Origin of the sequence: Ramlibacter ginsenosidimutans, from assembly GCF_016654015.1 — a bacterium.
GTDB classification, from domain to species: Bacteria; Pseudomonadota; Gammaproteobacteria; order Burkholderiales; family Burkholderiaceae_C; genus Ramlibacter; species Ramlibacter ginsenosidimutans.
This window is the reverse complement of the sequence record NZ_JAEPWM010000001.1, coordinates 512,466-536,703: the sequence shown is the minus strand read 5'-3', so window position 1 is coordinate 536,703 and position 24,238 is coordinate 512,466. Positions and strand designations below refer to the sequence as shown.

The window sequence follows — 24,238 nt, the reverse complement described above, 5'->3', positions numbered from 1 at the left end:
TGCGCGCCTGCTCGCCGGCCAAGTCCCCTGCGCCCCGCGCCGGGGACTTACTTTCTTCCGGCGACGAACTCCCGAGCGGCCCGCTCACGCGAGCAGCCACTCGACCGCGGACCCTCGTCGGTGAACACGCGCAGGTTCAGCCCGGAGGCCTGCGCCGTCTTTTCGCTCGCACGCGTGATCCGGTCCGCCGGCACCACCGAGGCGATGCGATGCAGGTGCCGCAACTGGCGTGCGGCTTCTTCGCCGACGCTGTAGTGCTCGGTGAACGTGGTGAGGGAGCGGACGCCGCGCAGGTCGAACAGCACGCGCTTGACGTTCCAGCCGGAGGTCTCCACCGCCATCAGCTGGATGAAGGACTGGAACTGGCCGAGCGAAGGCTCGCCTTCGACGCGCACCACGGCGAACGCGTCTTTCTGTTCGATCCGGAAATCCAGTTCCATCGGTCCGGAGCATAAGCCAGCCGGCGCACGGCTGTCCTACATGGCACAGCCGTCGGAACGCGCTGACACAGCCGTCGCAGCCGCGCCTGTGCTTGCCCGCAGCCTCATCTGGAAGGACATACAGATGCGGTGCCGGCAGCCTCGTCCTACGCCCGTGTCTCAGGCTGTCGGACAGGGGTTCGCGCGATTCGACCCACTCCGCCGCCGCGCTCGCATGCCTAACTTGCTCTCCGTGCGGCGAGCAGCCGCCACCCAGTAATCGATCCAGGAAGGAACCAGATGAAAGCCACCAAGTACACCCTCTCCACCCTCGTTGCGGCCGCGGCCCTGGCGCTCGGCGGCGTCGCGATGGCGCAAGGCACCGGCGGCACGACCGCTGGTGCTTCGGGCCCCGGCACGAACAGCAGCACGGGGATGAACGCGGGCACGAGCAGCTCGACCACTGGCAGCACCTCCGGCAAAGCGACCGGCGCGACCCCGTCGTCCAAGATGACGGGTTCCACTTCGGCCGGTTCGAACACCGGCACGCTGGGCGCGGGCAGTGACGCGAACCTCAACAGCTCGACGACCCCGGGCAGCAGCTCCACGAATTCCGGCAGCAGCAGCTCGATGAACTCGGGCACCAGTGGCTCGGGCACGATGTCGGACAACAACGCGACGACCGACACGAGCGGCAGCTCCGCCGGCAAGCGCGGCGCCCGCGCGGACCGCAACTGATCTGGGATCGCTGTGCAAGGCCGGCGGCACTGCTGCCGGCCTTTTCTTTTGGCACTCCGTGTTCCGCAGGGAGGGCGCCGTCCTGGCGGCCGGGCCCGTCTGCCGCCGCCACGGCCGCTCGCCTCGTTCGTTGCACGTGAGCATGCGTCGTTGTCCGACAACACTCCGCCGGGCTGCGCGCTCCAACAGGGACATCCCGATCACCGAGAGGACAGAGGCATGAACAGGATTTCCGCCATCGCGCTCGCACTGGCGCTGGGCTGCGCCGGCTCCGTCCACGCCGGCTCTGCGCACGACGCAACCGCTACGAATTCTGGAGCGACCACGCACCAGGTGGGCTCCGACATCCGGGGCGCCTTGCACAAGATGGGCGCTGCAACGCGCAGCATGCTGCATCGCGCCGGCGCGGCGCTGCACCGTGTGTCGCACCAGGGCAGCAAGAGCACCAGCCAGTCCTGAGCGTCGCCGCCAGCCCTGCAAGGGCTGCAACCGAGGCCGCGGCTCGCCCGCGGCTGCATGAGCTGGGGTCGTCTCCGCGCGCGGAGGCGAGTTCCACCGTGTCATCTTTCCGCATCCGCACGCTCGTCGCGGTGTGTCGGCCATGTCCTACGACGCATTCGGAAAAACACCCCGACACTAGCCGGCATCCAGAGCTGAACGTTCGCCGTTTTGTGCTGGGTGTTGTCAACGCTCCATTAGCACCGCGCAGCGCGCCGCACCGTTTCCGCAGGGCACCGCCGCTGCGGGCCGGAGTGGAATGCGCTGCCCGCGGGTGGGAGCATGTCGAACCGGAGAGAGAGACATGGACCAGGCCGTCACGCCCACCGCAGTCAAGAAGAAGGGCAGCAAACCCGGTGCCCGCACCCGGACATCGCAACCGGGCAGCGTCCTCGCGAAGCCTTCGCGGGCCAAGCTCCCCGAGACCGCGAGAGCCGCCGACTCCGAAGGCGGCGACGCGCGTTCGCGCCAGGTGCTCGCGGCGCTGATGGCCTTCGCGGGCGGCGACTTCAGCGCGCGCCTGCCCAACGACTGGTCCGGCGTCGATGCGCGCATCGCCGAAGCGTTCAACCACAGCATCGCCAACGCGGACCGCATCACCACCGAGGCAGCGCGCCTGTCCAACACCGTGGGCAAGGAAGGCCGGCTCACGCAGCGCATCTCCGCGCCGGGTGCGATCGGCGCCTGGGCGGAGCAGGTCGACTCATTCAACACCCTGATCGACGACCTCGTGCGGCCGACGACGGACATCGCCCGCACCATCGGCGCGGTCGCGAAGGGCGATCTCGGCCAGCCGATGGAACTCCAGGTGGACGGTCGCCCGCTGATGGGCGAGTTCCTGCGCTCCGCCAAGCTGGTGAACACGATGATCGACCAGCTCTCGGTCTTCACGTCCGAAGTGACGCGGGTCGCGCGCGAAGTGGGCACCGAGGGCAAGCTGGGCGGCCAGGCCAAGGTGAAGGGCGTGTCGGGTGTGTGGAAGGACCTGACCGACTCCGTCAACCAGATGGCGGGCAACCTCACGGCGCAGGTGCGCAACATCGCGGACGTGACGATCGCGGTGGCCAACGGAGACCTGTCCAAGAAGATCACCGTGGACGTGCGCGGCGAGATCCTGCAGCTGAAGGAAGCCACCAACACCATGGTGGACCAGCTGCGCTCGTTCGCCTCCGAAGTGACGCGCGTCGCGCGTGAAGTCGGCACCGACGGCCGGCTGGGCGGCCAGGCCGTGGTGCCCGGCGTGGCCGGCACGTGGAAGGACCTGACCGACTCGGTCAACTCCATGGCCAACAACCTCACCTCGCAGGTGCGCAACATCGCGACGGTGACGACGGCGGTGGCGCGCGGCGACCTCTCGCGCAAGATCACGGTGGACGTGAAGGGCGAGATCCTGGAGCTGAAGGAAACCATCAACACGATGGTGGACCAGTTGAACGGCTTCGCCTCCGAGGTGACCCGCGTCGCGCGCGAGGTGGGCACGGAAGGAAAGCTGGGCGGCCAGGCGCAGGTGCCGGGCATCGCCGGCACGTGGAAGGACCTGACCGACTCCGTGAACTCCATGGCCTCCAACCTCACGGGCCAGGTGCGCAACATCGCGGGCGTGGCGACGGCCATCGCGCGCGGCGACCTCTCGCGCAAGATCACCGTGGAGGTCAAGGGCGAGATCCTGCAGCTGAAGGAAACCATCAACACGATGGTGGACCAGCTCAATGGCTTCGCGTCGGAGGTGACGCGCGTCGCGCGCGAAGTGGGCACGGAAGGCAAGCTGGGTGGCCAGGCGCAGGTGCCGGGCGTGGCGGGTACGTGGAAGGACCTCACGGACAACGTGAACTTCATGGCGTCCAACCTCACGGGCCAGGTGCGCAACATCGCCGAAGTGACGACCGCGGTGGCCAACGGCGACCTGTCCAAGAAGATCACGGTGGACGTGCGCGGCGAGGTGCTGGAGCTGAAGAACACCATCAACACCATGGTGGACCAGCTCAATGCCTTCGCGTCGGAAGTGTCGCGCGTCGCGCGCGAGGTGGGCACGGAAGGCAAGCTCGGCGGCCAGGCGCAGGTGCCCGGCGTCGCCGGCACGTGGAAGGACCTGACCGACAACGTCAACTCGATGGCGTCCAACCTGACCGACCAGGTGCGCAACATCGCGGAGGTGACGACGGCGGTGGCGCGGGGCGACCTGTCCAAGAAGATCACCGTGGACGTGCGCGGCGAAATCCTGGAGCTGAAGAACACCATCAACACGATGGTCGACCAGCTGAACGGCTTTGCCGGCGAGGTGTCGCGCGTGGCGCGCGAGGTGGGCACCGAAGGCAAGCTCGGTGGCCAGGCGCAGGTGCCGGGCGTGGCGGGGACCTGGAAGGACCTCACCGACAACGTGAACTTCATGGCCAACAACCTCACCGCGCAGGTCCGCAACATCGCGGACGTGGCGACGGCGGTGGCCAACGGCGACCTCTCGAAGAAGATCACGGTGGACGTGAAGGGCGAGATCCTGGAGCTGAAGAACACCTTGAACACCATGGTGGACCAGCTCAATGGCTTCGCGTCCGAAGTGACGCGCGTCGCGCGCGAGGTGGGCACGGAAGGCAAGCTGGGCGGCCAGGCGCAGGTGCGCGGCGTGGCCGGCACCTGGAAGGACCTGACCGACAACGTCAACTCGATGGCGAACAACCTGACCGGTCAGGTGCGCAACATCGCGGAAGTGACGACGGCCGTGGCCCGGGGCGACCTCTCGCGCAAGATCACGGTGGAGGTGAAGGGCGAAATCCTGGAGCTGAAGAACACCATCAACACGATGGTGGACCAGCTCAACGCCTTCGCATCGGAAGTGACGCGGGTGGCGCGCGAGGTGGGCACCGAAGGCAAGCTGGGCGGCCAGGCGCAGGTGCCGGGCGTGGCGGGCACGTGGAAGGACTTGACCGACTCCGTGAACTTCATGGCGTCCAACCTGACGGCGCAGGTGCGCAACATCGCCGACGTGGCGACCGCCATCGCGCGCGGCGACCTGTCCAAGAAGATCACCGTGGACGTGCGCGGCGAGATCCTGCAGCTCAAGCAGACCATCAACACCATGGTCGACCAGCTGAACTCGTTCGCCGGCGAGGTGTCGCGCGTCGCGCGCGAAGTGGGCACCGAGGGCAAGCTCGGGGGCCAAGCCGCCGTGGGTGGCGTGGCCGGCACCTGGAAGGACTTGACGGACAACGTCAACTCGATGGCGTCCAACCTGACCGACCAGGTGCGCAACATCGCGGAAGTGACGATCGCGGTGGCCAACGGCGACCTGTCCAAGAAGATCACCGTGGACGTGCGCGGCGAAATCCTGGAGCTGAAGGAAACCATCAACACGATGGTGGACCAGCTCAACGCGTTCGCCGCGGAAGTGTCGCGGGTCGCGCGCGAAGTGGGCACCGAGGGCAAGCTCGGCGGCCAGGCGCAGGTGCCCGGGGTGGCCGGCACGTGGAAGGATTTGACGGACAACGTCAACTCCATGGCCAACAACCTGACGGGCCAGGTGCGCAACATCGCCGACGTGGCGACCGCCATCGCCCGCGGCGACCTGGGCCGCAAGATCACCGTGGACGTGAAGGGCGAGATCCTGCAGCTGAAGGAAACCATCAACACGATGGTCGACCAGCTCTCGGCCTTCGCCTCCGAAGTGACGCGCGTGGCGCGCGAGGTGGGATCCGAAGGCAAGCTCGGCGGCCAGGCGCAGGTGCCCGGCGTGGCCGGCACCTGGAAGGACCTGACCGACAACGTCAACTCGATGGCGTCCAACCTCACGAACCAGGTGCGCAACATCGCCGAGGTGACGATCGCCGTGGCCAACGGTGACCTCTCCAAGAAGATCACCGTGGACGTGCGCGGCGAGATCCTGCAGCTGAAGGAAACCATCAACACGATGGTGGAGCAGCTGCGTTCCTTCGCGTCGGAAGTGACGCGGGTGGCGCGCGAGGTGGGCACGGAAGGGCGACTGGGCGTGCAGGCCGTGGTGCCTGGCGTGGCCGGCACCTGGAAGGACCTGACCGACTCGGTGAACACGATGGGCGCCAACCTCACCTCGCAGGTGCGCAACATCGCCGAGGTGACGACGGCCGTGGCGCGCGGCGACCTGAACCGCAAGATCACGGTGGACGTGAAGGGCGAGATCCTGGAGTTGAAGAACACCATCAACACGATGGTCGACCAGCTCAACTCCTTCGCCAACGAAGTGACGCGCGTGGCGCGCGAAGTGGGCACCGAGGGCAAGCTGGGCGGCCAGGCGCAGGTGAGCGGCGTGGGCGGCACCTGGAAGGACCTCACGGACAACGTGAACTTCATGGCGTCCAACCTCACCGAGCAGGTGCGCGGCATCGTGAAGGTGGTGACGGCGGTGGCCAACGGCAACCTCACGCAGCGGCTCACCGTGCAGGCCAAGGGCGAAGTGGCGGCGCTGGCCGACACCATCAACGGCATGACCGACACGCTCGCGACCTTCGCCGACCAGGTGACCAACGTCGCACGCGAGGTGGGCGTGGACGGGCGCCTGGGCGGCCAGGCCAACGTGCCGGGCGCGGCCGGCACCTGGAAGGACCTGACCGGCAACGTGAACCTGCTGGCGGCCAACCTCACGACGCAGGTGCGCGCCATCGCGGAAGTGGCGACGGCCGTGACCAAGGGCGACCTCACGCGCTCGATCCAGGTCGACGCCAAGGGCGAAGTGTCCGAGCTCAAGGACAACATCAACACCATGATCTCCAACCTGCGGGAGACCACGGAATCCAACCGCGAGCAGGACTGGCTGAAGACCAACCTGGCGCGCTTCACCGGCATGCTGCAGGGCCAGCGCGACCTGAACACCGTGGGCAAGCTGCTGCTGTCGGAGCTCGCGCCGCTGGTGAATGCGCACCAGGGCAGCATCTACCACAACAACCTGGGCGACAACAACGAGCTCGTCGTGCTGGCGACCTACGCCGGCACGGGGGAGGTGCAGGTGGCCGACACCGTGCGCGTGGGCGAGGGCCTGGTCGGCGAATGCGCGCTGCAGAAGCGCCGCATGCTGCTCACCGACGTGCCCGCCGACTACGTGCGAATCGCCTCCAGCCTGGGCGAGGCGTCGACGGTCAGCGTGCTGGTGCTGCCGGTGCCGTACGAGAACCAGACCAAGGCCGTGATCGAGCTCGCGTCGCTGCAGCCTTTCACCGGCGTCAACCTGAACTTCCTCGACCAGCTCGCCCTCGGCCTGGGCGCGGTGTTCAACACCATCGAGGCGACCATGCGCACCGAGGGCCTGCTCAAGCAGTCGCAGCAGCTCACGGTGGAACTGCAGGCCCGCCAGACCGAACTGCAGCAGACCAACGAGGAACTGCAGAACAAGGCGCGGCTGCTCGCCGAGCAGAACGCGGAAGTGGAGCGCAAGAACGCGGAAGTGGAACAGGCCCGCCGCGCGCTGGAGGAGAAGGCGTCCGAACTGGCGCTCACCTCCAAGTACAAGTCCGAGTTCCTGGCGAACATGTCGCACGAGCTGCGCACGCCGCTCAACTCCATCCTGATCCTGTCGCAGCAGATGGCGGAGAACTCCGCCGGCAACCTCACGACCAAGCAGGTGGAGTTCTCCCGCAACATCAACTCCTCGGGCTCCGACCTGCTGAACCTGATCAACGACATCCTGGACCTGTCCAAGATCGAGTCGGGCACGGTCACGGTGGACATCGAGGAGATTCCGTTCCAGGGCCTGCGCGAGAGCCTGGACCGCAACTTCCGCCACGTCGCCGAGCAGAAGAACCTGCCGCTGCACCTCAAGTTCGCGGACGACCTGCCGCGCACCATGGAGAGCGATCCCAAGCGCCTGCAGCAGATCCTGAAGAACCTGCTGTCCAACGCGGTGAAGTTCACGGGCCACGGTCACGTGGAAGTCCGCGTGGGCCAGGCGACGGCGGGCTGGAGCCCGGACCACCCGGTGCTGTCGCAGTCGGCGCACGTGATCGCCTTCGCGGTGGAAGACACGGGCATCGGCGTGCCGCCGGACAAGCAGCGCCTGATCTTCGAGGCGTTCCAGCAGGCCGACGCGGGCACCTCGCGCAAGTACGGCGGCACGGGCCTGGGCCTGGCGATCTCGCGCGAACTCGCCTTGCTGCTGGGCGGCGAGATCAAGCTGCAGTCCGTCCCGGGCCAGGGCAGCACCTTCACGCTGTACCTGCCGCTGCACTACGCGGGCGCCGAGCCGGCCGCCGCCGGCGCGCGCAAGGCGACGATGCCGGAGAACACGGTGATCACGCTGCCGGTCGCGCGCGAGGAGCACGTGCCGGACGACCGCGAATCGATCCAGCCGGGCGACCCGGTACTGCTGGTCATCGAGGACGATCCGCACTACGCGCGCATCCTGCTCGGCATGGCACGCGACAAGGGCTTCAAGGGGCTGGTCGCGAACAAGGGCGCGATGGGCCTGTCCCTCGCGCGGCAGTACCTGCCGGCGGCGATTTCGCTGGACATCTTCCTGCCCGACATGCTGGGCTGGACGGTGCTGAACCAGCTGAAGCTGGATCCGGCGCTGCGGCACATCCCGGTGCAGATCGTCACGATGGAAGAGGAGCGGCAGCACGGCCTGTCGCACGGCGCCTTCAACTACCTGCTGAAGGAGCCCACCACGACCGGGCTCGAGGCCGCGTTCGATCGCCTGAAGGACTTCACGCAACCCCGCACCCGGCGCCTGCTGGTGGTGGAGGACAACGACGTCGAGCGCGACGCCGTGGTGGAGCTCCTGGGCTACGACGATATCGACATCGCCACCGCGGGCAGCGGCGACGCAGCGCTCACGGCCATGCGCAAGCAGGCGTTCGACTGCGTGGTGCTGGACCTGCGGCTGCCGGACATGACCGGCTTCGAGCTGCTGGAGACCATGCGGGCCGAGCCGCAGCTGGCCACCGTGCCGGTGGTGGTCTTCACCGGCAAGGACCTCACGGATGCCGAGCAGGACCGCCTGCACAGCATGGCCAAGAGCATCGTGCTGAAGGACGTCCAGTCGCCGGAGCGCCTGCTGGACGAGACCGCCCTGTTCCTGCATCGCGTCGTCACGCAGCTGCCTGCTGAAAAGCAGGCCATGCTGGACCGCCTGCACAACTCGTCCGAGGTGCTGCGCCGGCGCAAGGTGCTGGTGGTCGACGACGACGTGCGCAACATCTTCGCGCTCACCTCGCTGCTGGAGAACCACGAGGTGGACGTGGTCAGCGCCACCAACGGGCGGCAGGCGATCGAGATCCTGAAGGAGTCGCCGGACTTCGAGATGGTGCTGATGGACATCATGATGCCGGAGATGGATGGCTACGAAACCATGCGCGAGATCCGCAAGCACGGCGCGTTCCGTACCCTGCCGATCCTGGCGCTTACCGCGAAGGCGATGAAGGGCGACCGCGAGAAGTGCCTGCAGGCCGGCGCGAGCGACTACATCTCCAAGCCGGTCAACACCGACCAGTTGCTGTCGCTGATGCGCGTCTGGCTGTTCCGGTGAGGCCGGCATGAACCCGCCCGAACCGGTCAACATCCTGCTCGTCGACGACGAGCCGAGGAACCTCGCGGTGCTGGAGTCCATCCTGGACGACCCGGGCTACCGCCTGGTCCGTGCCACCTCGGGCGACGAAGCCTTGCTGCGCCTGGTCAACGAGGAGTTCGCCCTGCTGGTGCTGGACGTGCAGATGCCCGGCATGAGCGGCTTCGAGGTGGCACAGATGGTGAAGCAGCGCCGCAAGACGGCGCGCATCCCGATCGTCTTCCTCACCGCCTACTTCCACGAGGACCGGCACATCCTGGAGGGCTACGGCACGGGGGCGGTCGACTACCTGCAGAAGCCGGTGAATCCGGCCGTGCTGCGCTCCAAGGTCTCGGTGTTCGCGGAACTGCACCGCAAGGAGCGCGAGCTGGCGCAGGCCAACCGCCAGCTGCTGGAGGAGGTCGCCGAGCGCCGGCGCGCCGAGGAGCGGCTGTCGGAGCTGAACGCCTCGCTGGACCAGCGCGTCACCGAGCGCACGGCGGCCTTGCGCGAGAGCGAGTCGCGGTTGCTGGAGGCCAGCCGGCGCAAGGACGAATTCCTCGCCACGCTGGCCCACGAATTGCGCAACCCGCTGGCGCCCGTGCGCAACGCCGTGCACTTCCTCAAGCTGCGCGGGCCCGGCACCACCGACGTGCAGTGGGCCTCGGAGCTGATCGACCGGCAGGTGAGCCTGATGGGGCGGCTGATCGAGGAGCTGATGGACGTCAGCCGCATCGGCCAGGGCCGCATCGAGCTGCGGCGCGAGCTGCTCACGCTCGACCAGGTGCTGGGCGACGCGCTGGAGACGGTGCAGCCGCAGATCGATGGCGCCGGCCACAAGCTCACGGTGCTGCAGCCGGCCACGAAACTCACGGTGCACGGCGACCGCGCGCGCCTGGCGCAGGCGTTCATCAACCTCCTGAGCAACGCGGCGAAGTACACCGATCCCGGTGGCCAGCTGGAGTTGCGGGTGGTGAGCGAGGACGGGACGGTGCTGGTTTCGATCCGCGACAACGGCATCGGCATCTCGCCGCGCCGGCTGGAGCAGGTGTTCGAGATGTTCTCGCAGGAAGAGCCGGCGCTGTCGCGCGCGCGCGGCGGCCTGGGCATCGGGCTGTCGCTCACGCGCAAGCTGGTGGAACTGCACGGCGGCATCGTGACCGCCAGCAGCGAAGGCCAGGGCCAGGGCAGCGTGTTCACGGTGCGCCTGCCGCTGGCGCAGGCGCCGGCCGAGCCGCGGGCGCCGGCGGACAACGCGAGCCCGCGCCGGGAAGCTGCGGGGACGCTGCGCATCCTGGTGGCCGACGACAACGTCGATGCCGCCGAGACCCTGGCCATGCTGCTGGAGTCGCTGGGCCACAGCGTGCATCGCGTGCACGACGGCGACGCCGCGGTCGCGGCGGTGCCTGCCTTCGATCCCGAGCTGGTGGTGCTGGACATCGGCATGCCCGGCACCAACGGCTACGAGGCTTGCCGGCAGATCCGCGAGCAGGCCGGCGGCGGCGCGCGCACGCTGATCGCCCTGACCGGCTGGGGCCAGCCGCAGGACCAGGAGCGAGCGCGCGCAGCGGGCTTCGACCAGCACCTGGTCAAGCCGGTGGACATCGAGCGCTTGCTGGAGCTGATCTCGGCGCGCCTGGACGGCAGCGTGTCGATCAGGCGCTAGCCCGCCTACTTCTCCTTGTGCCGCTCGCGCTCGCGCACGGACGGCTCCTCCTTGGCCATCGCGCGCTCGGGCGGCAGCAGCCCACCGCGGAGCTTCTCCGCGGGCGGATCGTCGGCCGCAGTGCGGCGCGCGGGCGCCGCTGCCGGCGCAGGCTGGAGCAGTTCATCGAACAGCACGCGGTAGTGCACGAACGCCTGGCGCAGGCCCTCGGTGTCCGCTTCGCCCTGCGCGTCGCGCAGCGCGATGGCGTGCGCGGCGCGGTAATGCTCGACGACCCGCGGGTGGTCCACCGAGAGGTCGGCGGCGCGCGCGTCGAAGTCGCCCATCGGGTAGCCGCGGCGCATCATCACGTCGCGCACCAGCAGGTCCGCCTCGGACACGGCGGAGCGCGGGTTGTCGACGAAGCGCGCCTGCACGCGGTCCCACTCCATGCGGAAGCGCTGGGCCTCGGCTGCCTCGAGCGGCTGGATCTCGAGTTTCTCCCGGCGCTTTTCCCGCGCCGCCAGTTCGGCCTCCGCGCGCGAGCGGCTGCCCGTGCTCTCCACCGTGCGGTCGTACTCCGGGCCGAAGCGCTGCGCGAGCCGCTGCGAGCGCTTGCGCCGCATCAGCAAGGCCGCGGCGATCACCGCGAGCAGCACGAGGATGGCGATGGTGAGCAGCACGTTGGTGTCCATGGCAAGGTCTCCCTGGCTTCGCGCCTGCACGCGACGCATCGCCCAACGTAGCAGCATTCCGCGGCGGGCGAGCGCCACTGTCGCCTGCTGTAACCGGCACCTATGATGGCGCCATGGAACTCTCCTGGCTCGACTTCGAGTTCAGCGGCGATGCGCACGGCGGCGGCAGCTTCGACGCCATGGCCGCGGCTGCGCCGGCGCAGTGGCCCGCGCTGCAGGCCGAGGTCCAACGCGTGCTCGACTGGGCCGAGCGCCGCTTCGGTCCGGCCGCGCCGCTGGAGGACGGTGGCGAATGGGACTACGCCCTGCAGGGCGTGCGCGAAGTCTCGACCCCGCTGGAGGTGCGCTATTCACCCGGCGCCGCGCAGCTCGAGCTGCACGCGGGCGAGGCGGACGCGCCGCGCATCACGCTCTCGCTGACCGTCAGCGGCAGCGCCGCCTTCTGTGCCGCCTTGCGCGAGGCCTTCGCGCTCGATTGAGGCCCGCGGTGCGGGCCGCGATTGCCCGAGGCGGATAGTGGGGCACTTTCTCCGCTTCGCGCGTACGTCAACTCACGGTAGAGTCCGGTTTCGAAAAGAAGCCGGAGCGCGTTCTTGTTACCGTCGCATTCCCCCGAGCAGCTCGCCGTGGCCGGGCAGCTCTCCGATGAACTGGCCCGGTACTCGGCGGGCCTGGACGTGCTGCTCGAACGGCATTGGGACCCGGCGCTCTATCGCGAGCTCTCCGATCACTTCGACCGCATGCAGATGCACGCGCAGGCCCTGCCGCGGCTGGTGCGCAGCTGGAGCGACCTGCTGATCAGCCGCGTGGAGTTGACGCAGGCCTTGTGGGAATCGCGCTCACCCCGCCGCAGCGACGGCCGCGTGATCGCACTGCATGCGCAGCACGAGCAGTTGATCCGGGAGCTGCGCGGGATCTGCAGCGGCTACCTGGCGAACTAGCAGGCTGCTTACGGCTGCTGCGCGGGCGGGAAATCCTCGGGGCGCAATTCGATGGCCCGCCCGTGCGGCGTGCGCTCGGCCGCGTGGTCCCAGGCCTGCTGGTAGCGCTGCAGTTCGTCTGCCGAGCTCGCCCCCTTCGCGCCGACCAGCGTCTCGAGTGCCAGCAGCCACTGGCGCCAGTATGCTTCGCCCGCGTCCTCGCCATCCTGCGCAGGCGCGGCGCGAATCACCTGCGCCAGCGCCTGCGCCCACTCGCGCCAGGTGAACAGGCCGCGCGCATGCAAGGCCACCGCCATGGCGAAGGCCTGCGCCTGCCAGGGCGCGCCGAAAACCGGTCCCTCGGCGTCGCGGGGCAGTCCGGGAAGGTCGGGGATGGGGTTCATGAGGGTGGCCGGCGCTACGCGCCGTCCGAATGGCTTGCGGGCGGCAGCGGCAGCAGCTGTGCCGTCTGGTCGCGGATGAAACGGTAGCAGCCGCAGGCCGCTGCTTCCAGCCCTGGCCGGTCCGTGACGGTGATGCGACCGCGGCTGTAGCGGATCAGGCCGCGCTGCTGCAGCGCCGTGGCCGCCTGGTTCACGGTCGCCCGGCGCTCGCCGAGCATCTCCGCCAGGAATTCCTGCGTGAGCTCCAGCGTGTCGCCGGCGACGCGGTCATGGGTCTGCAGCAGCCAGCGGGCACAGCGCTGCGCGACGTCGTGGGCGCGGTTGCAGGCGGTGCCTTGCGACACCTGCACCAGTAGCGCGCATGCGTAGCGCTGCATGACGCCGGCGAAGTCGGCGTAGTTGCGCACGGCGTCCAGGAAATCGTCCGCGCCCATGCGCCAGCCATGGCCCTCGACCTGCGCGAACACGACGCCCGGACTGCGCCGCCCGCCCAGCAGCAGCGGCACGCCCAGCATGCCGTCCGGCCCGATCGTTGCCACTTCGATGCGGGTCTGCGCCGCCGAGGTGGCGGCAAGCATGGACAGCACGCCGGCGGCCGGGAACCACACATCCGTCATCGGCCCGTCTTCCTCGTACAGGTTCTGCCTCAGCACCAGGGGGACGTGCTCCAGCCGCGGCGCTACCGCCGCGCGCGTTGCGGGCTCCAGGCATGCCAGCAGGCGGTTGGCGCGCTGGTCGGATTCCAGGCTCTGCATTCCGTTCATCTTTTACAAGCGATGCAACTTGCGCGGGAACCGGCGTGAACTATAGTGCCGGGCTTATGTACGAATCCGGACAAAGCGACATTCCTTCGCGCGAAGAGATGCGCAAGGCCTTGGCCAGACTCGACGAGGCGCTCGCGCGCCATGCTAAGGAAGTGCCGCTCGCGGGTTCGGACGCCGCCGACCCTGCCTTGGAGGCCCTCCAGCGCAGCGTACAGATCATGCGCCTGGAAGCGGAGCGGCTGCGCGCCCTGCTGGCTTGCGACTAGGAAGCGCTCCGGGGCGCGAGTGCAGGGCGTCATGCGTCCTCCGGCTCAGGCCGCCGCGAGATACGGCTCCCACGCATCGATGGAGACCCGCAGGCCAGTTGCGGCCTCGGCTCCCCACAATTCCCGGCCATCGAAGACGACGGTGTAGAGCGGCTGCGGCTGTTCGCCAAGTCCCTGCGCATGCGTGTCGGCGAAGACGTGGTTGCCGTGCACGCGTTCCACCGTGCCGACCTTGCCGCGCGCATACGCCGGCAGGCGCGTGTGGTGCGGCACCGCGTGCTCCCGCGTGCGCACGCGCTCGCCGACGCCGAAGCGCGGGGCGGGGCCGGCGCTGCGCTGCGTGGGGGAGCCCTGCGCCAGCACGCGGGGCACGTCCTGCCCGTGCAGTACGCGCGCGACCGGCGCCGGCGCATGCAGCATACGGCCGGCGGCGATCTCATCCCCGGCGAGCTGGCCGCGTTGCACCATCAGCTGCTCCAGCGCCGCCAGCCAGATCTGGTAATAGCTGAGGCGCTCGTAGTCGGGCAGCGTCTCGCGGGCGGCGCGGCTCATGTCGATGTTCCAGCTGCCGGTGGCGCCCATGGCCAGCACCACGGCGAGTGCCCTGCGCTCCCAGTCCGCGTGGAACCGGATGCTCTCGTCCTCGGGCTGCACGGGGCCGTGGCCCGGCTGGCCGCCCAGGTCGGCGTGCGTCACGTAGGTCATCGACGATCCTCCGCGCTGCGCGCTCCGGAATTCGCCTTGGGAGCGGCCCGGCGGCGTATTCCAAGTCCCTCCGCGCGACGCGCTGCGGGATTCGCCTTGGGAGCGGCCCGGCGGCTCATGGCTGCCTCGCCAGTCCGGTGCCGATCATGCTGTCGCGGGTGACGAGCGCGGCCAGGCGTTCCTCGTCCCAGCCCTCGGTGCCCGTGGGCCGCTCGGGCAGCACCAGATAGCGCACCTCCGCCGTCGAATCCCACACGCGGATCTCGCGGCCGGGCGGCAGGGCGACGCCGAAATCCGCCAGCACGCCGTGCGGATCGCGCACCGCGCGCGAGCGGTAGGGCGCGCTCTTGTACCAGACCGGCGGCAGCCCGAGCACCGGCCAGGGATAGCAACTGCAGAGCGTACACACGACCATGTTGTGGACCTGCGGCGTGTTCTCTACCGCGACCATGTGCTCGCCCTGCCGGCCGGTGTAGCCCAGCGAGGCGATCGCGGCGGTGGCGTCGCGCAGCAGCCAGGCGCGGAACTCCGGGTCGCTCCAGGCCTTTGCCACCACCCGGGCGCCGTTGCGCGGGCCGATGCGCTGCTCGTAGGTCTCGACGATCTCGTCGAGCGCGGCCGGGTCGATGTAGCCCTTCTGTGCCAGCACGGTCTGCAACGCGCGCACCCGCAACTCCGTGGCGTCGAGCTCGCTGTGGTCGGGATCATGATGATCGTCGTTATGCTCGTGTGCGTGGACTGGCCCCATGCTTGCCAGTGTGCCCGCGGCCGCGTGCCGATTCAAGCGCTTGTCCGACAGGCCGCGGGCGCTGCGCGCGCAAAGCTTTTCGCTGCGCGTATTTTTATCGGAGAACACATCCTTGACCGGTCCCCACCATGGCTACCCCCGTCCCCAACTCCAGCGTTCCGACTGGACCTCGCTCAACGGCAGGTGGCGCTTCCGCTTCGACGAACACGACTGCCTCGGCTGCCCGGCCGACGTCAAGGACTGGCCCCTGGAAATCGTCGTTCCCTATCCACCCGAGTCCAGTGCCAGCGGCATCGGCGACCGCGGCTTCCACAAGTCCTGCTGGTACCAGCGCGATTTCACCTGCAAGCCCGGCCGCAGCCGGGTGATCCTGCATTTCGGCGCAGTCGACTACTCCGCACGCGTGTGGATCAACGGCCAGCTGGCGGTCACGCATGAAGGGGGCCACACGCCCTTCAGCGCCGACATCACCGAGATGCTGAACGCCGACGGCCAGCAGGTGCTCACGGTCCGCGCCGAGGACGACCCGCACGACCTGACCAAGCCACGCGGCAAGCAGGACTGGCAGCTGGAGCCGCACTCGATCTGGTATCCGCGCACCACCGGCATCTGGCAGACGGTGTGGCTGGAGCGCGTGAATCCCGTGCACATCGCGAAGATCCGCTGGACCCCGCGCCTGGAAGGCTTCCAGATCGGGCTGGAGGCGCGGATCTTCGGCGACACCGGCGACGACGCCTCGCTCGAGCTGGAGCTGCGGCATGGCGATCGCCTGCTCGCCAAGGACCGCTACCGCGTCGTCGACGGCGAGGTCGACCGCTATGTCGTGCTGTCCGATCCGGGCATCGACGACTTCCGCAACGAGCTGCTGTGGAGCCCCGAGCGGCCGACCCTGCTGGAGGCGAAGCTGCGCCTGTGGATCAAGGGCGAGATGGTGGACGAGGTGGCTTCGTATACCGCGCTGCGCTCGGCCAACGTGCTGCGCGACCGGTTCATGCTCAATGGCCGTCCCTACGTCCTGCGCATGGTGCTGGACCAGGGCTACTGGCCGGAGACCTTGCTGGCCGCGCCGAGCGACGAGGCCCTCAAGCGCGACGTGGAACTGGCCAAGGCGATGGGCTTCAACGGCGTGCGCAAGCACCAGAAGATCGAGGACCCGCGCTACCTGTACTGGGCGGACAAGCTGGGCCTGCTGGTGTGGGAGGAAATGCCTTCCGCCTACCGGTTCACGCGTGGAGCGATCCAGCGCACGATACGCGAGTGGACGGAGGCGATCGACCGCGACTACAGCCACCCCTGCATCATCGTGTGGGTGCCCTTCAACGAGTCGTGGGGCGTGCCGGAGCTGCCCTCGGTGCAGGCCCACCGGCACGCGGTGGAGGCGCTGTACCACCTCACCAAGACGCTGGACCAGACGCGCGCGGTGATCGGCAACGACGGCTGGGAGTCCTCCGCCACCGACATCATCGGCATCCACGACTACGACTCCAACCTGGAGCACATCCGGCAGCGCTACGGCCCCGAGGTGGAGCCGGAGAAACTGTTCGACCGGCGCCGCCCGGGCGGGCGCGTGCTCACGCTGGACGGCTACCCGCACCAGGGCCAGCCCATCATGCTGAGCGAATTCGGCGGCATCGCCTTCCAGGGGCGGAGCGAGGCCGGCGTGAAGAAGATCTGGGGCTACACCGAGATCGCGGACGCGGAGACCTTCGCGCAGGTGTACGAGGCGTTGATGGACACCATCGTGAACACGGCGCTGTTCTCCGGCTTCTGCTACACGCAGTTCGCCGACACCTTCCAGGAAGCCAACGGCCTGCTGTACGCGGACCGCACGCCCAAGATCCCGCTGGAGCGCGTGCGCAAGGTGACCTCGCGCTCGCGCACCTACATCCCCGGGGGCGTGTGATGCACACGCTGGAGCTCACCAAGCCGGACGGCCGGCCGATGACGCTGTACGCGCGCGGGCCGCTGCCGCAGGACCTGCGTGCGCCCAGTCCCTTTCCCGATCCGCTCACCGGCGGCGCGCACCTGCGCTGGCATCCGCTGCGCGGCGAATGGGTCACCTATGCCGCGCACCGGCAGGACCGTACCTTCCTGCCGCCGCCGGAATACAACCCGCTCGCGCCGACGACGGATCCGGCCAATCCCACCGAGGTGCCGGCGGGGCCTTGGGACATCGCGGTGTTCGAGAACCGCTTTCCTTCGCTGGGCGGCTTCGTCGCCGAGCCGCCGGAGCTGATCGTGCCGACGGCCTCGGCCGAAGGCCGCTGCGAGGTGGTGGTGTTCACGCAGGACCGCACGGCGTCGCTGGGTGCGCTGCCGCTGGACCACATCGAGCTGCTGCTGCAGGTGTGGGGCGACCGCACGCACCGCATCGGCGGCGAGGAGGTGATCCAGTACGTGCTGCCGTTCGAGAACCGCGGCGCCGAAGTGGGCGTGACCCTGCACCATCCGCACGGCCAGATCTATGCCTATCCGGTCGTGCCGCCGGTGCCCGAGCGGCAGCAGCGCATGATGGCGGAGCACTACGCGAAGCGCGGCCGCGGCCTGTTGGAGGATCACATCGCCGCCGAGCGCCGCGACGGCGCGCGCATGCTGTACGAGGGACCGCATGCGGTGGCGTTCGTGCCGGTGTGTGCGCGCTACCCCTACGAGGTGTGGATCGCGCCCATCGTGCCGGTGCCGGGCTTCGCGCAGCTCGCGCCCGTCGTGCGTGCGGACCTGGCCAAGGCCCTGAAGACGGTGCTGATGAAATACGACGCGCTGTGGCAGCGGCCGTTCCCCTACCTCATGGCCTGGTACCAGGCGCCCACCGACGGCAAGCCGCACCCCGAGTCGCACCTGCACGCGCAGATCTGGCCGCCGTACCGCACGCGCGATCGCCTCAAGTACCTCGCCGGCACCGAACTCGCGGCCGGCTTCTTCGCCATGGATGCGCTGCCCGAAGACAAGGCGCGCGAGCTGCAGCAGGTGGAGGTGAAGTTCTGATGGCCGACGCCGAGATCGAAGCGGTGGCGGGCGCCCCCGGCCGCGTGAACCTGCTGGGCGAACACACCGACTACAACGACGGCTTCGTGCTGCCGGTGGCCATCGCGCAGCGCACGCGGGTGACGATGCGCCGCAACGGCAGCACCGCCTTCTCCCTGCACGCCGCGGAGCTGGACGAGACGGTGCGCTTCAGCTTCGACGAGCCGCCCACCGAACACTTCGCGACCTACGTGTACGGCTGCCTCGCGCTCGCGCGCGCGCAGCGGGCCGATATCCCGGGGCTCGACATCGAAGTGCACTCCGACGTGCCCATGGGCGTGGGCCTGTCGTCCAGCGCCGCCCTGGAAGTGGCCACGCTGCGCTGCCTGCGCCAACTGCTGGACCTGCCCTTCGACGACGTGTTGGTGGCGCAGCTCGCGCAGCGCGCCGAGATCGAGTACGCGCACGTGCGCTGCGGCATCATGGACCAGATGGCGTCCAGCCTGGCGGCCACCGACCGCGCGCTGCTGATCGACACGCGCTCGCTGGAGCGGCGCGACGTGCCCTTGCCGGCCGGCAGTGCGGTGCTGGTGCTGGACTCGGGCGTGGCCCGCACGCTGGCCGGCAGCGGCTACAACCAGCGGCGCAGCGAATGCGAAGCCGCGGCGCGTGCGCTCGGCGTCGCCTCGCTGCGCGACGTGCAGAGCCTGGCGCAGATCGAGGCGCTGTCCGATCCGCTGCTGCGGCGCCGGGCCCGCCACGTGTTCACCGAGAACGCGCGCGTGCTGCAGGCCGCGGACTGCAAGGACCCGGTGGAGTTCGGCCAGCTCATGAACGCTTCGCATGCGAGCCTGCGCGACGACTACGAAGTCTCGACGCCGGAGCTGGACCTGCTCGTTCGCTGGCTGCAGGCGGAAGAGGGTGTGTTCGGTGCGCGCCTCACCGGTGCGGGGTTCGGCGGCGCGTGCGTGGCGTTATGCCGTGCGGATGCGCTTCGGCAGGTCACCGAATCCGTGCTGGAGAACTACAACGGGGCGGGGCACAAGGGCCGGCAGTTGGTGCCGGCCGCCTGAGCGGCCGGCGCCCTCTCATTCAAGCCAGGACAGGGCACTGCCCCATCCTGGCCGGGCCGCAGGGCGCGGCCCGCGTGCTTTCAGCGCGCGCCGCCGGACGAACCGCCGCCGGGGCTCACGGCCGCCGGATTGCTGGAGTGGTTCGCATCCGTGCTGTTCTTGGTCGCACCGCTGTTGGGAGTGGAGCCGTAGCCGCTGCCGTACATCGACGAGCAGGCGCCCAGCGAAGCGAGGGTGAGGAGAATGGCAAGTGTCTTGATCATGTGGAATTGTTGAAAAGCCGCCTCGACTCCGGCAGTGTGGAGGCAACGAATGCTGCCGTCGTATTACGACAGTGCGCGCTGGCCTGCCACGTAGGCGGAGCAGGCGGTGCCATGCAGGCGCATGACTGCGGCGAGCATCGCTTGCGTCCGACTTCGCGCGGCCACGCGGGCGCGATCAACGTCGCTGCCCCGCCAGCTTCTGCTCCCACAGCCACGCGTGCGCGATGATGGTGGCTATGTCCGGGTACGCGGGCACCCAGGCGAGTTCGTCGCGCGCGCGGCGCGCATCGGCGACCAGCACCGGCGGGTCGCCCGGGCGCCGGGGCGCATCGCGCACGGGGATAGGGTGGCCGGTCACCTCGCGTGCGGCGGCGATCACCTCGTTCACCGAGTGCCCGTTGCCGTTGCCGAGGTTGTAGACATTCGTGGGCGCACCGTCGGCGAGCTTGCGCAAGGCCAGCAGGTGGGCCGTGCACAGGTCCTGCACGTGGATGTAGTCGCGAATGCAGGATCCGTCGCGCGTCGGGAAGTCCGACCCGAAGCGCGCGATCTCCGGCCTGCGCCCCGAGGCGACCTGCAGCACCAGCGGGATCAGGTGCGTCTCGGGCTCGTGCCGCTCGCCGAGCGTGCCGTCCGGGTGCGCGCCCGCGGCATTGAAGTAGCGCAGCGTGATCGAGCGCAGCCCGTAGGCGCGGTCGTAGTCCTGCAGCGCCCTTTCCACCGCCAGCTTGCTGTTGCCGTACGGGTTGATCGGCAACTGCGGATGCTGCTCGGTGATCGGAACTTCGACGGGGTTGCCGTACACCGCGGCGGTGGACGAGAAGATGAACTGGCGCACGCCGCATTCGAGCATCGCGTCCAGCAGGTTCAGCGTCTGCACGAAGTTGTTGCGCCAGTATTTCGCGGGCTCGGCCACGGACTCGCCGACCAGGCTCGCGGCCGCGAAGTGCATGACACATTGCGGCTCGAACTCGCGCAGCACCTCGCGCATGAAGGCGCGGTCGCCGATGTCGCCCTGGCGGAAGGTGGTCTCGCACAGGGCCTGCTCGTGGCCGGTCGTCAGGTTGTCGACCACCACCGCATGGAAGCCGCTCTCCAGCAGCATGCGCGCCATGTGCGAGCCGATGTAGCCCGCGCCTCCGGCGACGAGGACGCAGGGCAAGGGCGACACGCTCATCAGAAACCCTCCGCGCTACGCGCGGCGAATTTCGCCTTGGGAGCGGCCCGGCGGCTCATGGCAAGGTGAGTTCGACCTGCGGCTGCGCCGGCGCTGCTTTCGCGGCGTCCTGGAAGTAGCGTTCCATGCCGTCGTCCAGCGTAGGCATCAGGCGGCCGATCTCGCTGTCCAGGGCGGAGTAGCGAGGCCGCGGCGCCCGCTGGCCGAGCAGCGCGCCCGCCACCGGCCGCACGAGCGCGCGATCGAGGCCGGCGGCCTCGGCCGCCATGCACGCGAGTTCGGACCAGCTCACCGAGCCGCGGTTGGCGAGGTGCCACACGCCGCTCTCGCCGTCGACCAGCAGGTCCAGCGCGGCGTGGCACAGGTGCGGCACGTAGGTCGGCGAGACCCACTGGTCCGACGCCGCCTTCCAGGCTTCGCCGCGCTGCAGGGCCTGCAGCGTGAGCGTCACGAAGTTGTGCGCGTCCCAGGGGCCGAAGAAGGCCGCCGTGCGCACGACCAGCGCGTCGCGCGCGAAGGCGAGCACGCGCCGCTCGGCCTCGTGCTTGGCGCGCCCGTAGGCATTCAGCGGCTGCGGCCGGTCGCTCTCCACGTAGGGCACGCCCTTGGCACCGTCGAACACCAGGTCGGTCGAGAAGTTCAGGAGCTTCACCCCCTGCCGGGCGCAGGCCTGCGCCAGCACCTGCGGGCCGCTCACGTTCTCGCGCCACTGGCGCGCGTCGTCCTCCGCATCGTCCACGCGCACGAAGCCGGCGGTGTTGACGATGGCCCAGGGTTGCCAGCGCTCGATGGCGGCGTTGACCGACGCCGGGTCGGCGACGTCCATGTCGGTGCGGCGCAGCAGCCGGTACGGCAGGCCCCGCTGCGCGCACACGCGCGCGAACGCCTGGCCGAGCGTGCCGGTCGCGCCCGTGATCAACAGCGTGCGCCCGCGCACGGCGAGCGCTTCGACCTCGCCTTGCGGCGGATACGCCAGGCGCTGCTCGCGTTGCCACCAGCCGGGCGCGTCCAGTGCGGGATGCGAAGGCGCCTGCCCGTGGGCGAGCTCGCGCGCCAGCGTGGCGACGGCGGTTGCGCGCGGCGGGTCGGAGCGCACGTCCCACAGCCCCGGCTCGTAGTGGCCGTCGTCGCGCGTCACCAGGCTGTTCCAGTCGAAAGTGCCGAACGCGGCCCAGCACGTCACCGCGCGGATGTCGTGGCCTTCGATGCGCAGGGTTTCGGCCGCCCGCCAGGCCTGGTGCAGCCAGCGCAACTGCTCTTCGCGCGTGCACCCGAGATGGACCTCCGTGATGGCGACGGGCAGGCCGTAGCGTTCGGAGGTCTCGCGCAGCCGGGCCTCGAAGCCGCCGATGAAGTTGCCGCAGACGCGCACGGCCTCGACGTCGGCGTAGCGTTCGCGCCCGTTGCCGCCCAGGTCGCGCGGCTGGTAGAGGTCCACGCGTGCATCGAGATAGCGCTCGCTGGTCACGTAGCTGTTGATGCCGACGATGTCGGGCGGGCAGGGGTCCAGCTGGAACGACAGCAACTCCTCTTCGCTCGCCCCCGCGCTGCGCAGGTAGTCCCACAGGCCATGGTCGGGCCCCACGTTGCCCGTGAGCAGGTCGAAGCCGAGCCAGCGCCGCAGGTTCTCGAAATCGGCCTGGTACTGCAGCGAGGGCGAGGCGCTGATGAAGCCCAGGTCTTCGGTCTGGACCAGTTGCGCGCCGGGGATCACCTTGCGGATGGCGCGCATCGCGAGCTGCGTGCCGCGCAGCTCGTTGAGCAGGGCACGCACGAAGCTCGCGTCGTCGCGCTGGTGCGGATACCACAGGCCGTACAGGCCGCTGAAGCGCGCCGTGGTGAGCGGCTCGTTGACCGGCGTCCACATCGTGATGCCGGGATAGCGCTCGGCCACGCGCGCTGCATATTCGGCCAGCAGCTCGGGAAAGGCCGGGTCCAGCAAATTCGTCCACGCCGGGCCGCTGCCGTGGTGCACGAGACCTGCGATCGGGTCGACGCCCAGTTCGCGCAGCCGCGCGACGCGCTGGTCGCTCCAGTCCCAGGCGTAGCAGCCGCGTTCCGTCTCCGTGCGCTCCCACACGATCGGGAACCGCATGCGGCGGATCCCGAGCTCCGCGAGCCGGTCGAGGTCGTCGATGCGGTGGGCGAAGCCGCTTGCCGGCAACTGGTCCTTGAACCGGTCACCGACCCGGTTGAGCGTGCATTCCGGTCCCGCCCAGAGTTCGACCCGCATCAGGCCGCCACGGACGCTGCGAGCGCCGTGGCGTCGTCGATGGTGCGCTCGGCCGCCGCGTGGGCCGCCTGCAGCCGCTTGAACGCGGCGAGCGCCTGGCCGACCACCTGGTCCATGTTGTAGTAGCGGTAGGTCGCCAGCCGGCCGACGAAGGTCACGTTGGGCGTGGCATCGGCCTCGGCTTCGTACCTCCGGTACAGCTCCGCGTTCTCGGGCCGCGGTACCGGGTAGTAGGGATCGCCTTCGGCGCAGGGGTACTCGTAGACGACCGAGGTGGTCGGGTGCTCCTGCCCCGTGATGTGCTTGAACTCGCTGATGCGGGTGTAGCCGTAGTCGTTCGGGTAGTTCACGGTGCCGACCTGCTGGAACTGTTCCTTCGGCACGTTCACGTGCTCGAAGCGCAGGCTGCGATAGGGCAGCTTGCCGTACTTGTAGTCGAAGAAGGCATCGACCGGTCCCGAGTAGACCATGTGCTTCCACGGCACCACGTCCACGATGTCGCGGTAATCGCAGTTCAGCAGCACCTTGATGTTGGGGTGCGCCAGCATGCGCTCGAACATGCGCGTGTAGCCCTGCAGCGGCATGGCCTGGAACTTGTCGGCGAAGTAGCGGTCGTCGCGGTTGGTGCGCGTGGGCACGCGCGCGGTGACGCTCGCATCGAGCTCGCTCGGGTCCAGCCCCCACTGCTTGCGCGTGTAGCCGCGGAAGAACTTGTTGTAGAGCTCGCGCCCGACCTTGCTGACCACCACGTCCTCGGAGGTCTTGATCTCCTCCTTCTTCTCCGCGACCGATTCGAAGAACTTCTCCACCTCGAAGGACGTGAGGTTCAGGCCATAGAGCTTGTTGATGGTGTCCAGGTTGATCGGCATCGGCACGAGCTGGCCGTCCACGCTGGCCAGCACGCGGTGCTGGTATTGACGCCACTGCGTGAACTGCGAGAGGTAGTCGAAGATGTCTTCGGAATTGGTGTGGAAGATGTGCGGCCCGTAGGGGTGCACCAGCACGCCCGCGTCGTCGTAGCGGTCGTAGGCGTTGCCGCCGATATGGGGGCGCTTGTCGACGATGAGCACGCGCTTGCCCAGCACGTTCGCGAGGCGTTCGGCGAGCACGCTGCCGGCGAAGCCGGCGCCGACGATCAAATAGTCGAAGCCGGCGCGCCCGGGAACGGCCGCGGCTGCGGCGCGCTCGAGGTCTTGGCTGATCTTGTCCATGGGGTTCTCCG

The 24,238-nt window shown here is 69.1% G+C and carries 20 protein-coding genes; 10 read left to right on the top strand and 10 right to left on the bottom strand.

The window, feature by feature from the left end; genetic code table 11:
* Positions 1–47: 47 nt before the first annotated feature.
* On the bottom strand, positions 48–440 hold the full coding sequence (locus tag JJB11_RS02620; protein ID WP_201166342.1) for a hypothetical protein: 393 nt from the start codon (positions 438–440) through the stop codon (positions 48–50).
* Between the two features lie 279 nt (positions 441–719).
* Here JJB11_RS02620 and JJB11_RS02615 point away from each other — a divergent pair, with 279 nt between their 5' ends.
* The 4 genes from JJB11_RS02615 (at position 720) to JJB11_RS02600 (ending at position 10,825) form a co-directional block, all read left to right on the top strand.
* Positions 720–1,157, top strand: coding sequence for a hypothetical protein (locus JJB11_RS02615; protein ID WP_201166341.1), 438 nt, complete (start codon positions 720–722; stop codon positions 1,155–1,157).
* Positions 1,158–1,376: 219 nt separating this feature from the next.
* Complete coding sequence (locus tag JJB11_RS02610) at positions 1,377–1,616, top strand: hypothetical protein (RefSeq protein WP_201166340.1); 240 nt, start codon at positions 1,377–1,379, stop codon at positions 1,614–1,616.
* 343 nt (positions 1,617–1,959) lie between these two features.
* The gene (locus JJB11_RS02605) at positions 1,960–9,141 is read left to right on the top strand and encodes a HAMP domain-containing protein (RefSeq protein ID WP_201166339.1); all 7,182 of its coding nucleotides are present in this window, start codon (positions 1,960–1,962) and stop codon (positions 9,139–9,141) included.
* A 7-nt stretch (positions 9,142–9,148) separates the two neighbouring features.
* Positions 9,149–10,825, top strand: coding sequence for a response regulator (locus JJB11_RS02600; protein ID WP_201166338.1), 1,677 nt, complete (start codon positions 9,149–9,151; stop codon positions 10,823–10,825).
* Positions 10,826–10,830: 5 nt separating this feature from the next.
* On the opposite strand, the gene JJB11_RS02595 is transcribed toward JJB11_RS02600, so the two are convergent.
* A complete protein-coding gene (locus JJB11_RS02595; protein WP_201166337.1) occupies positions 10,831–11,499 on the bottom strand; it encodes a hypothetical protein in 669 nt (222 codons plus the stop codon).
* A gap of 113 nt (positions 11,500–11,612) precedes the next feature.
* Between JJB11_RS02595 and JJB11_RS02590 the strand changes: the two genes are divergently transcribed.
* Both JJB11_RS02590 and JJB11_RS02585 read left to right on the top strand, forming a co-directional pair.
* On the top strand, positions 11,613–11,978 hold the full coding sequence (locus tag JJB11_RS02590) for a hypothetical protein (RefSeq protein ID WP_201166336.1): 366 nt from the start codon (positions 11,613–11,615) through the stop codon (positions 11,976–11,978).
* A 114-nt stretch (positions 11,979–12,092) separates the two neighbouring features.
* Positions 12,093–12,440 (top strand): hypothetical protein, encoded by a 348-nt coding sequence (locus JJB11_RS02585; RefSeq protein WP_201166335.1) that lies wholly within the window; start codon positions 12,093–12,095, stop codon positions 12,438–12,440.
* A gap of 8 nt (positions 12,441–12,448) precedes the next feature.
* Here the strand turns inward: JJB11_RS02585 and JJB11_RS02580 are convergent, their stop codons facing one another.
* Both JJB11_RS02580 and JJB11_RS02575 read right to left on the bottom strand, forming a co-directional pair.
* Positions 12,449–12,823, bottom strand: a complete 375-nt coding sequence (locus JJB11_RS02580) for a nitrile hydratase accessory protein (RefSeq protein ID WP_201166334.1) — start codon at positions 12,821–12,823, stop codon at positions 12,449–12,451.
* 14 nt (positions 12,824–12,837) lie between these two features.
* Positions 12,838–13,578 (bottom strand): Crp/Fnr family transcriptional regulator, encoded by a 741-nt coding sequence (locus JJB11_RS02575; protein WP_201166333.1) that lies wholly within the window; start codon positions 13,576–13,578, stop codon positions 12,838–12,840.
* Between the two features lie 65 nt (positions 13,579–13,643).
* On the opposite strand from JJB11_RS02575, the gene JJB11_RS02570 reads away from it, so the two are divergent.
* Positions 13,644–13,853: a hypothetical protein gene (locus tag JJB11_RS02570; RefSeq protein ID WP_201166332.1), complete on the top strand. Its 210-nt coding sequence runs from the start codon at positions 13,644–13,646 to the stop codon at positions 13,851–13,853.
* A 45-nt stretch (positions 13,854–13,898) separates the two neighbouring features.
* On the opposite strand, the gene nthB is transcribed toward JJB11_RS02570, so the two are convergent.
* Positions 13,899–14,558 (bottom strand): nitrile hydratase subunit beta, encoded by a 660-nt coding sequence (gene nthB, locus JJB11_RS02565; protein ID WP_201166331.1) that lies wholly within the window; start codon positions 14,556–14,558, stop codon positions 13,899–13,901.
* Between the two features lie 115 nt (positions 14,559–14,673).
* On the bottom strand, positions 14,674–15,306 hold the full coding sequence (gene nthA, locus JJB11_RS02560; protein ID WP_201166330.1) for a nitrile hydratase subunit alpha: 633 nt from the start codon (positions 15,304–15,306) through the stop codon (positions 14,674–14,676).
* 112 nt (positions 15,307–15,418) lie between these two features.
* Here nthA and JJB11_RS02555 point away from each other — a divergent pair, with 112 nt between their 5' ends.
* From JJB11_RS02555 to galK, 3 genes are read left to right on the top strand one after another with little or no spacing between them, the layout of a single operon-like run.
* Entirely contained in the window at positions 15,419–17,209 is a 1,791-nt protein-coding gene (locus JJB11_RS02555; RefSeq protein ID WP_201964559.1) for a glycoside hydrolase family 2 protein, read from the top strand.
* The gene (galT, locus tag JJB11_RS02550) at positions 17,209–18,291 is read left to right on the top strand and encodes a galactose-1-phosphate uridylyltransferase (RefSeq protein WP_201166328.1); all 1,083 of its coding nucleotides are present in this window, start codon (positions 17,209–17,211) and stop codon (positions 18,289–18,291) included. The genes JJB11_RS02555 and galT overlap by 1 nt, the downstream gene beginning before the upstream one ends.
* On the top strand, positions 18,291–19,343 hold the full coding sequence (galK, locus tag JJB11_RS02545) for a galactokinase (protein WP_201166327.1): 1,053 nt from the start codon (positions 18,291–18,293) through the stop codon (positions 19,341–19,343). Before galT ends, galK begins: the two co-directional genes overlap by 1 nt.
* Positions 19,344–19,423: 80 nt before the next feature.
* Here galK and JJB11_RS02540 read toward each other — a convergent pair whose 3' ends face one another.
* The 4 genes from JJB11_RS02540 to glf form a co-directional block, all read right to left on the bottom strand.
* The gene (locus JJB11_RS02540; RefSeq protein WP_201166326.1) at positions 19,424–19,606 is read right to left on the bottom strand and encodes a hypothetical protein; all 183 of its coding nucleotides are present in this window, start codon (positions 19,604–19,606) and stop codon (positions 19,424–19,426) included.
* A 175-nt stretch (positions 19,607–19,781) separates the two neighbouring features.
* Positions 19,782–20,783 carry a UDP-glucose 4-epimerase GalE gene (gene galE, locus JJB11_RS02535; RefSeq protein WP_201166325.1) on the bottom strand — a complete coding sequence of 334 codons (1,002 nt, stop codon included), beginning with the start codon at positions 20,781–20,783 and terminating at the stop codon, positions 19,782–19,784.
* A 55-nt stretch (positions 20,784–20,838) separates the two neighbouring features.
* A complete protein-coding gene (locus JJB11_RS02530) occupies positions 20,839–23,016 on the bottom strand; it encodes a sugar nucleotide-binding protein (RefSeq protein WP_201166324.1) in 2,178 nt (725 codons plus the stop codon).
* Positions 23,016–24,227, bottom strand: a complete 1,212-nt coding sequence (gene glf, locus JJB11_RS02525; RefSeq protein WP_201166323.1) for a UDP-galactopyranose mutase — start codon at positions 24,225–24,227, stop codon at positions 23,016–23,018. Before glf ends, JJB11_RS02530 begins: the two co-directional genes overlap by 1 nt.
* Between the last annotated feature and the right edge of the window lie 11 nt (positions 24,228–24,238).

Coding starts and splice junctions, on each gene's coding strand:
- JJB11_RS02620 (WP_201166342.1), bottom strand. CDS start 440: ATGGAACTGGATTTCCGGATCGAACAGAAAGACGCGTTCGCCGTGGTG.
- JJB11_RS02615 (WP_201166341.1), top strand. CDS start 720: ATGAAAGCCACCAAGTACACCCTCTCCACCCTCGTTGCGGCCGCGGCC.
- JJB11_RS02610 (WP_201166340.1), top strand. CDS start 1,377: ATGAACAGGATTTCCGCCATCGCGCTCGCACTGGCGCTGGGCTGCGCC.
- JJB11_RS02605 (WP_201166339.1), top strand. CDS start 1,960: ATGGACCAGGCCGTCACGCCCACCGCAGTCAAGAAGAAGGGCAGCAAA.
- JJB11_RS02600 (WP_201166338.1), top strand. CDS start 9,149: ATGAACCCGCCCGAACCGGTCAACATCCTGCTCGTCGACGACGAGCCG.
- JJB11_RS02595 (WP_201166337.1), bottom strand. CDS start 11,499: ATGGACACCAACGTGCTGCTCACCATCGCCATCCTCGTGCTGCTCGCG.
- JJB11_RS02590 (WP_201166336.1), top strand. CDS start 11,613: ATGGAACTCTCCTGGCTCGACTTCGAGTTCAGCGGCGATGCGCACGGC.
- JJB11_RS02580 (WP_201166334.1), bottom strand. CDS start 12,823: ATGAACCCCATCCCCGACCTTCCCGGACTGCCCCGCGACGCCGAGGGA.
- JJB11_RS02575 (WP_201166333.1), bottom strand. CDS start 13,578: ATGCAGAGCCTGGAATCCGACCAGCGCGCCAACCGCCTGCTGGCATGC.
- JJB11_RS02570 (WP_201166332.1), top strand. CDS start 13,644: ATGTACGAATCCGGACAAAGCGACATTCCTTCGCGCGAAGAGATGCGC.
- nthB (WP_201166331.1), bottom strand. CDS start 14,558: ATGACCTACGTGACGCACGCCGACCTGGGCGGCCAGCCGGGCCACGGC.
- nthA (WP_201166330.1), bottom strand. CDS start 15,306: ATGGGGCCAGTCCACGCACACGAGCATAACGACGATCATCATGATCCC.
- galT (WP_201166328.1), top strand. CDS start 17,209: ATGCACACGCTGGAGCTCACCAAGCCGGACGGCCGGCCGATGACGCTG.
- galK (WP_201166327.1), top strand. CDS start 18,291: ATGGCCGACGCCGAGATCGAAGCGGTGGCGGGCGCCCCCGGCCGCGTG.
- JJB11_RS02540 (WP_201166326.1), bottom strand. CDS start 19,606: ATGATCAAGACACTTGCCATTCTCCTCACCCTCGCTTCGCTGGGCGCC.
- galE (WP_201166325.1), bottom strand. CDS start 20,783: ATGAGCGTGTCGCCCTTGCCCTGCGTCCTCGTCGCCGGAGGCGCGGGC.
- JJB11_RS02530 (WP_201166324.1), bottom strand. CDS start 23,016: ATGCGGGTCGAACTCTGGGCGGGACCGGAATGCACGCTCAACCGGGTC.
- glf (WP_201166323.1), bottom strand. CDS start 24,227: ATGGACAAGATCAGCCAAGACCTCGAGCGCGCCGCAGCCGCGGCCGTT.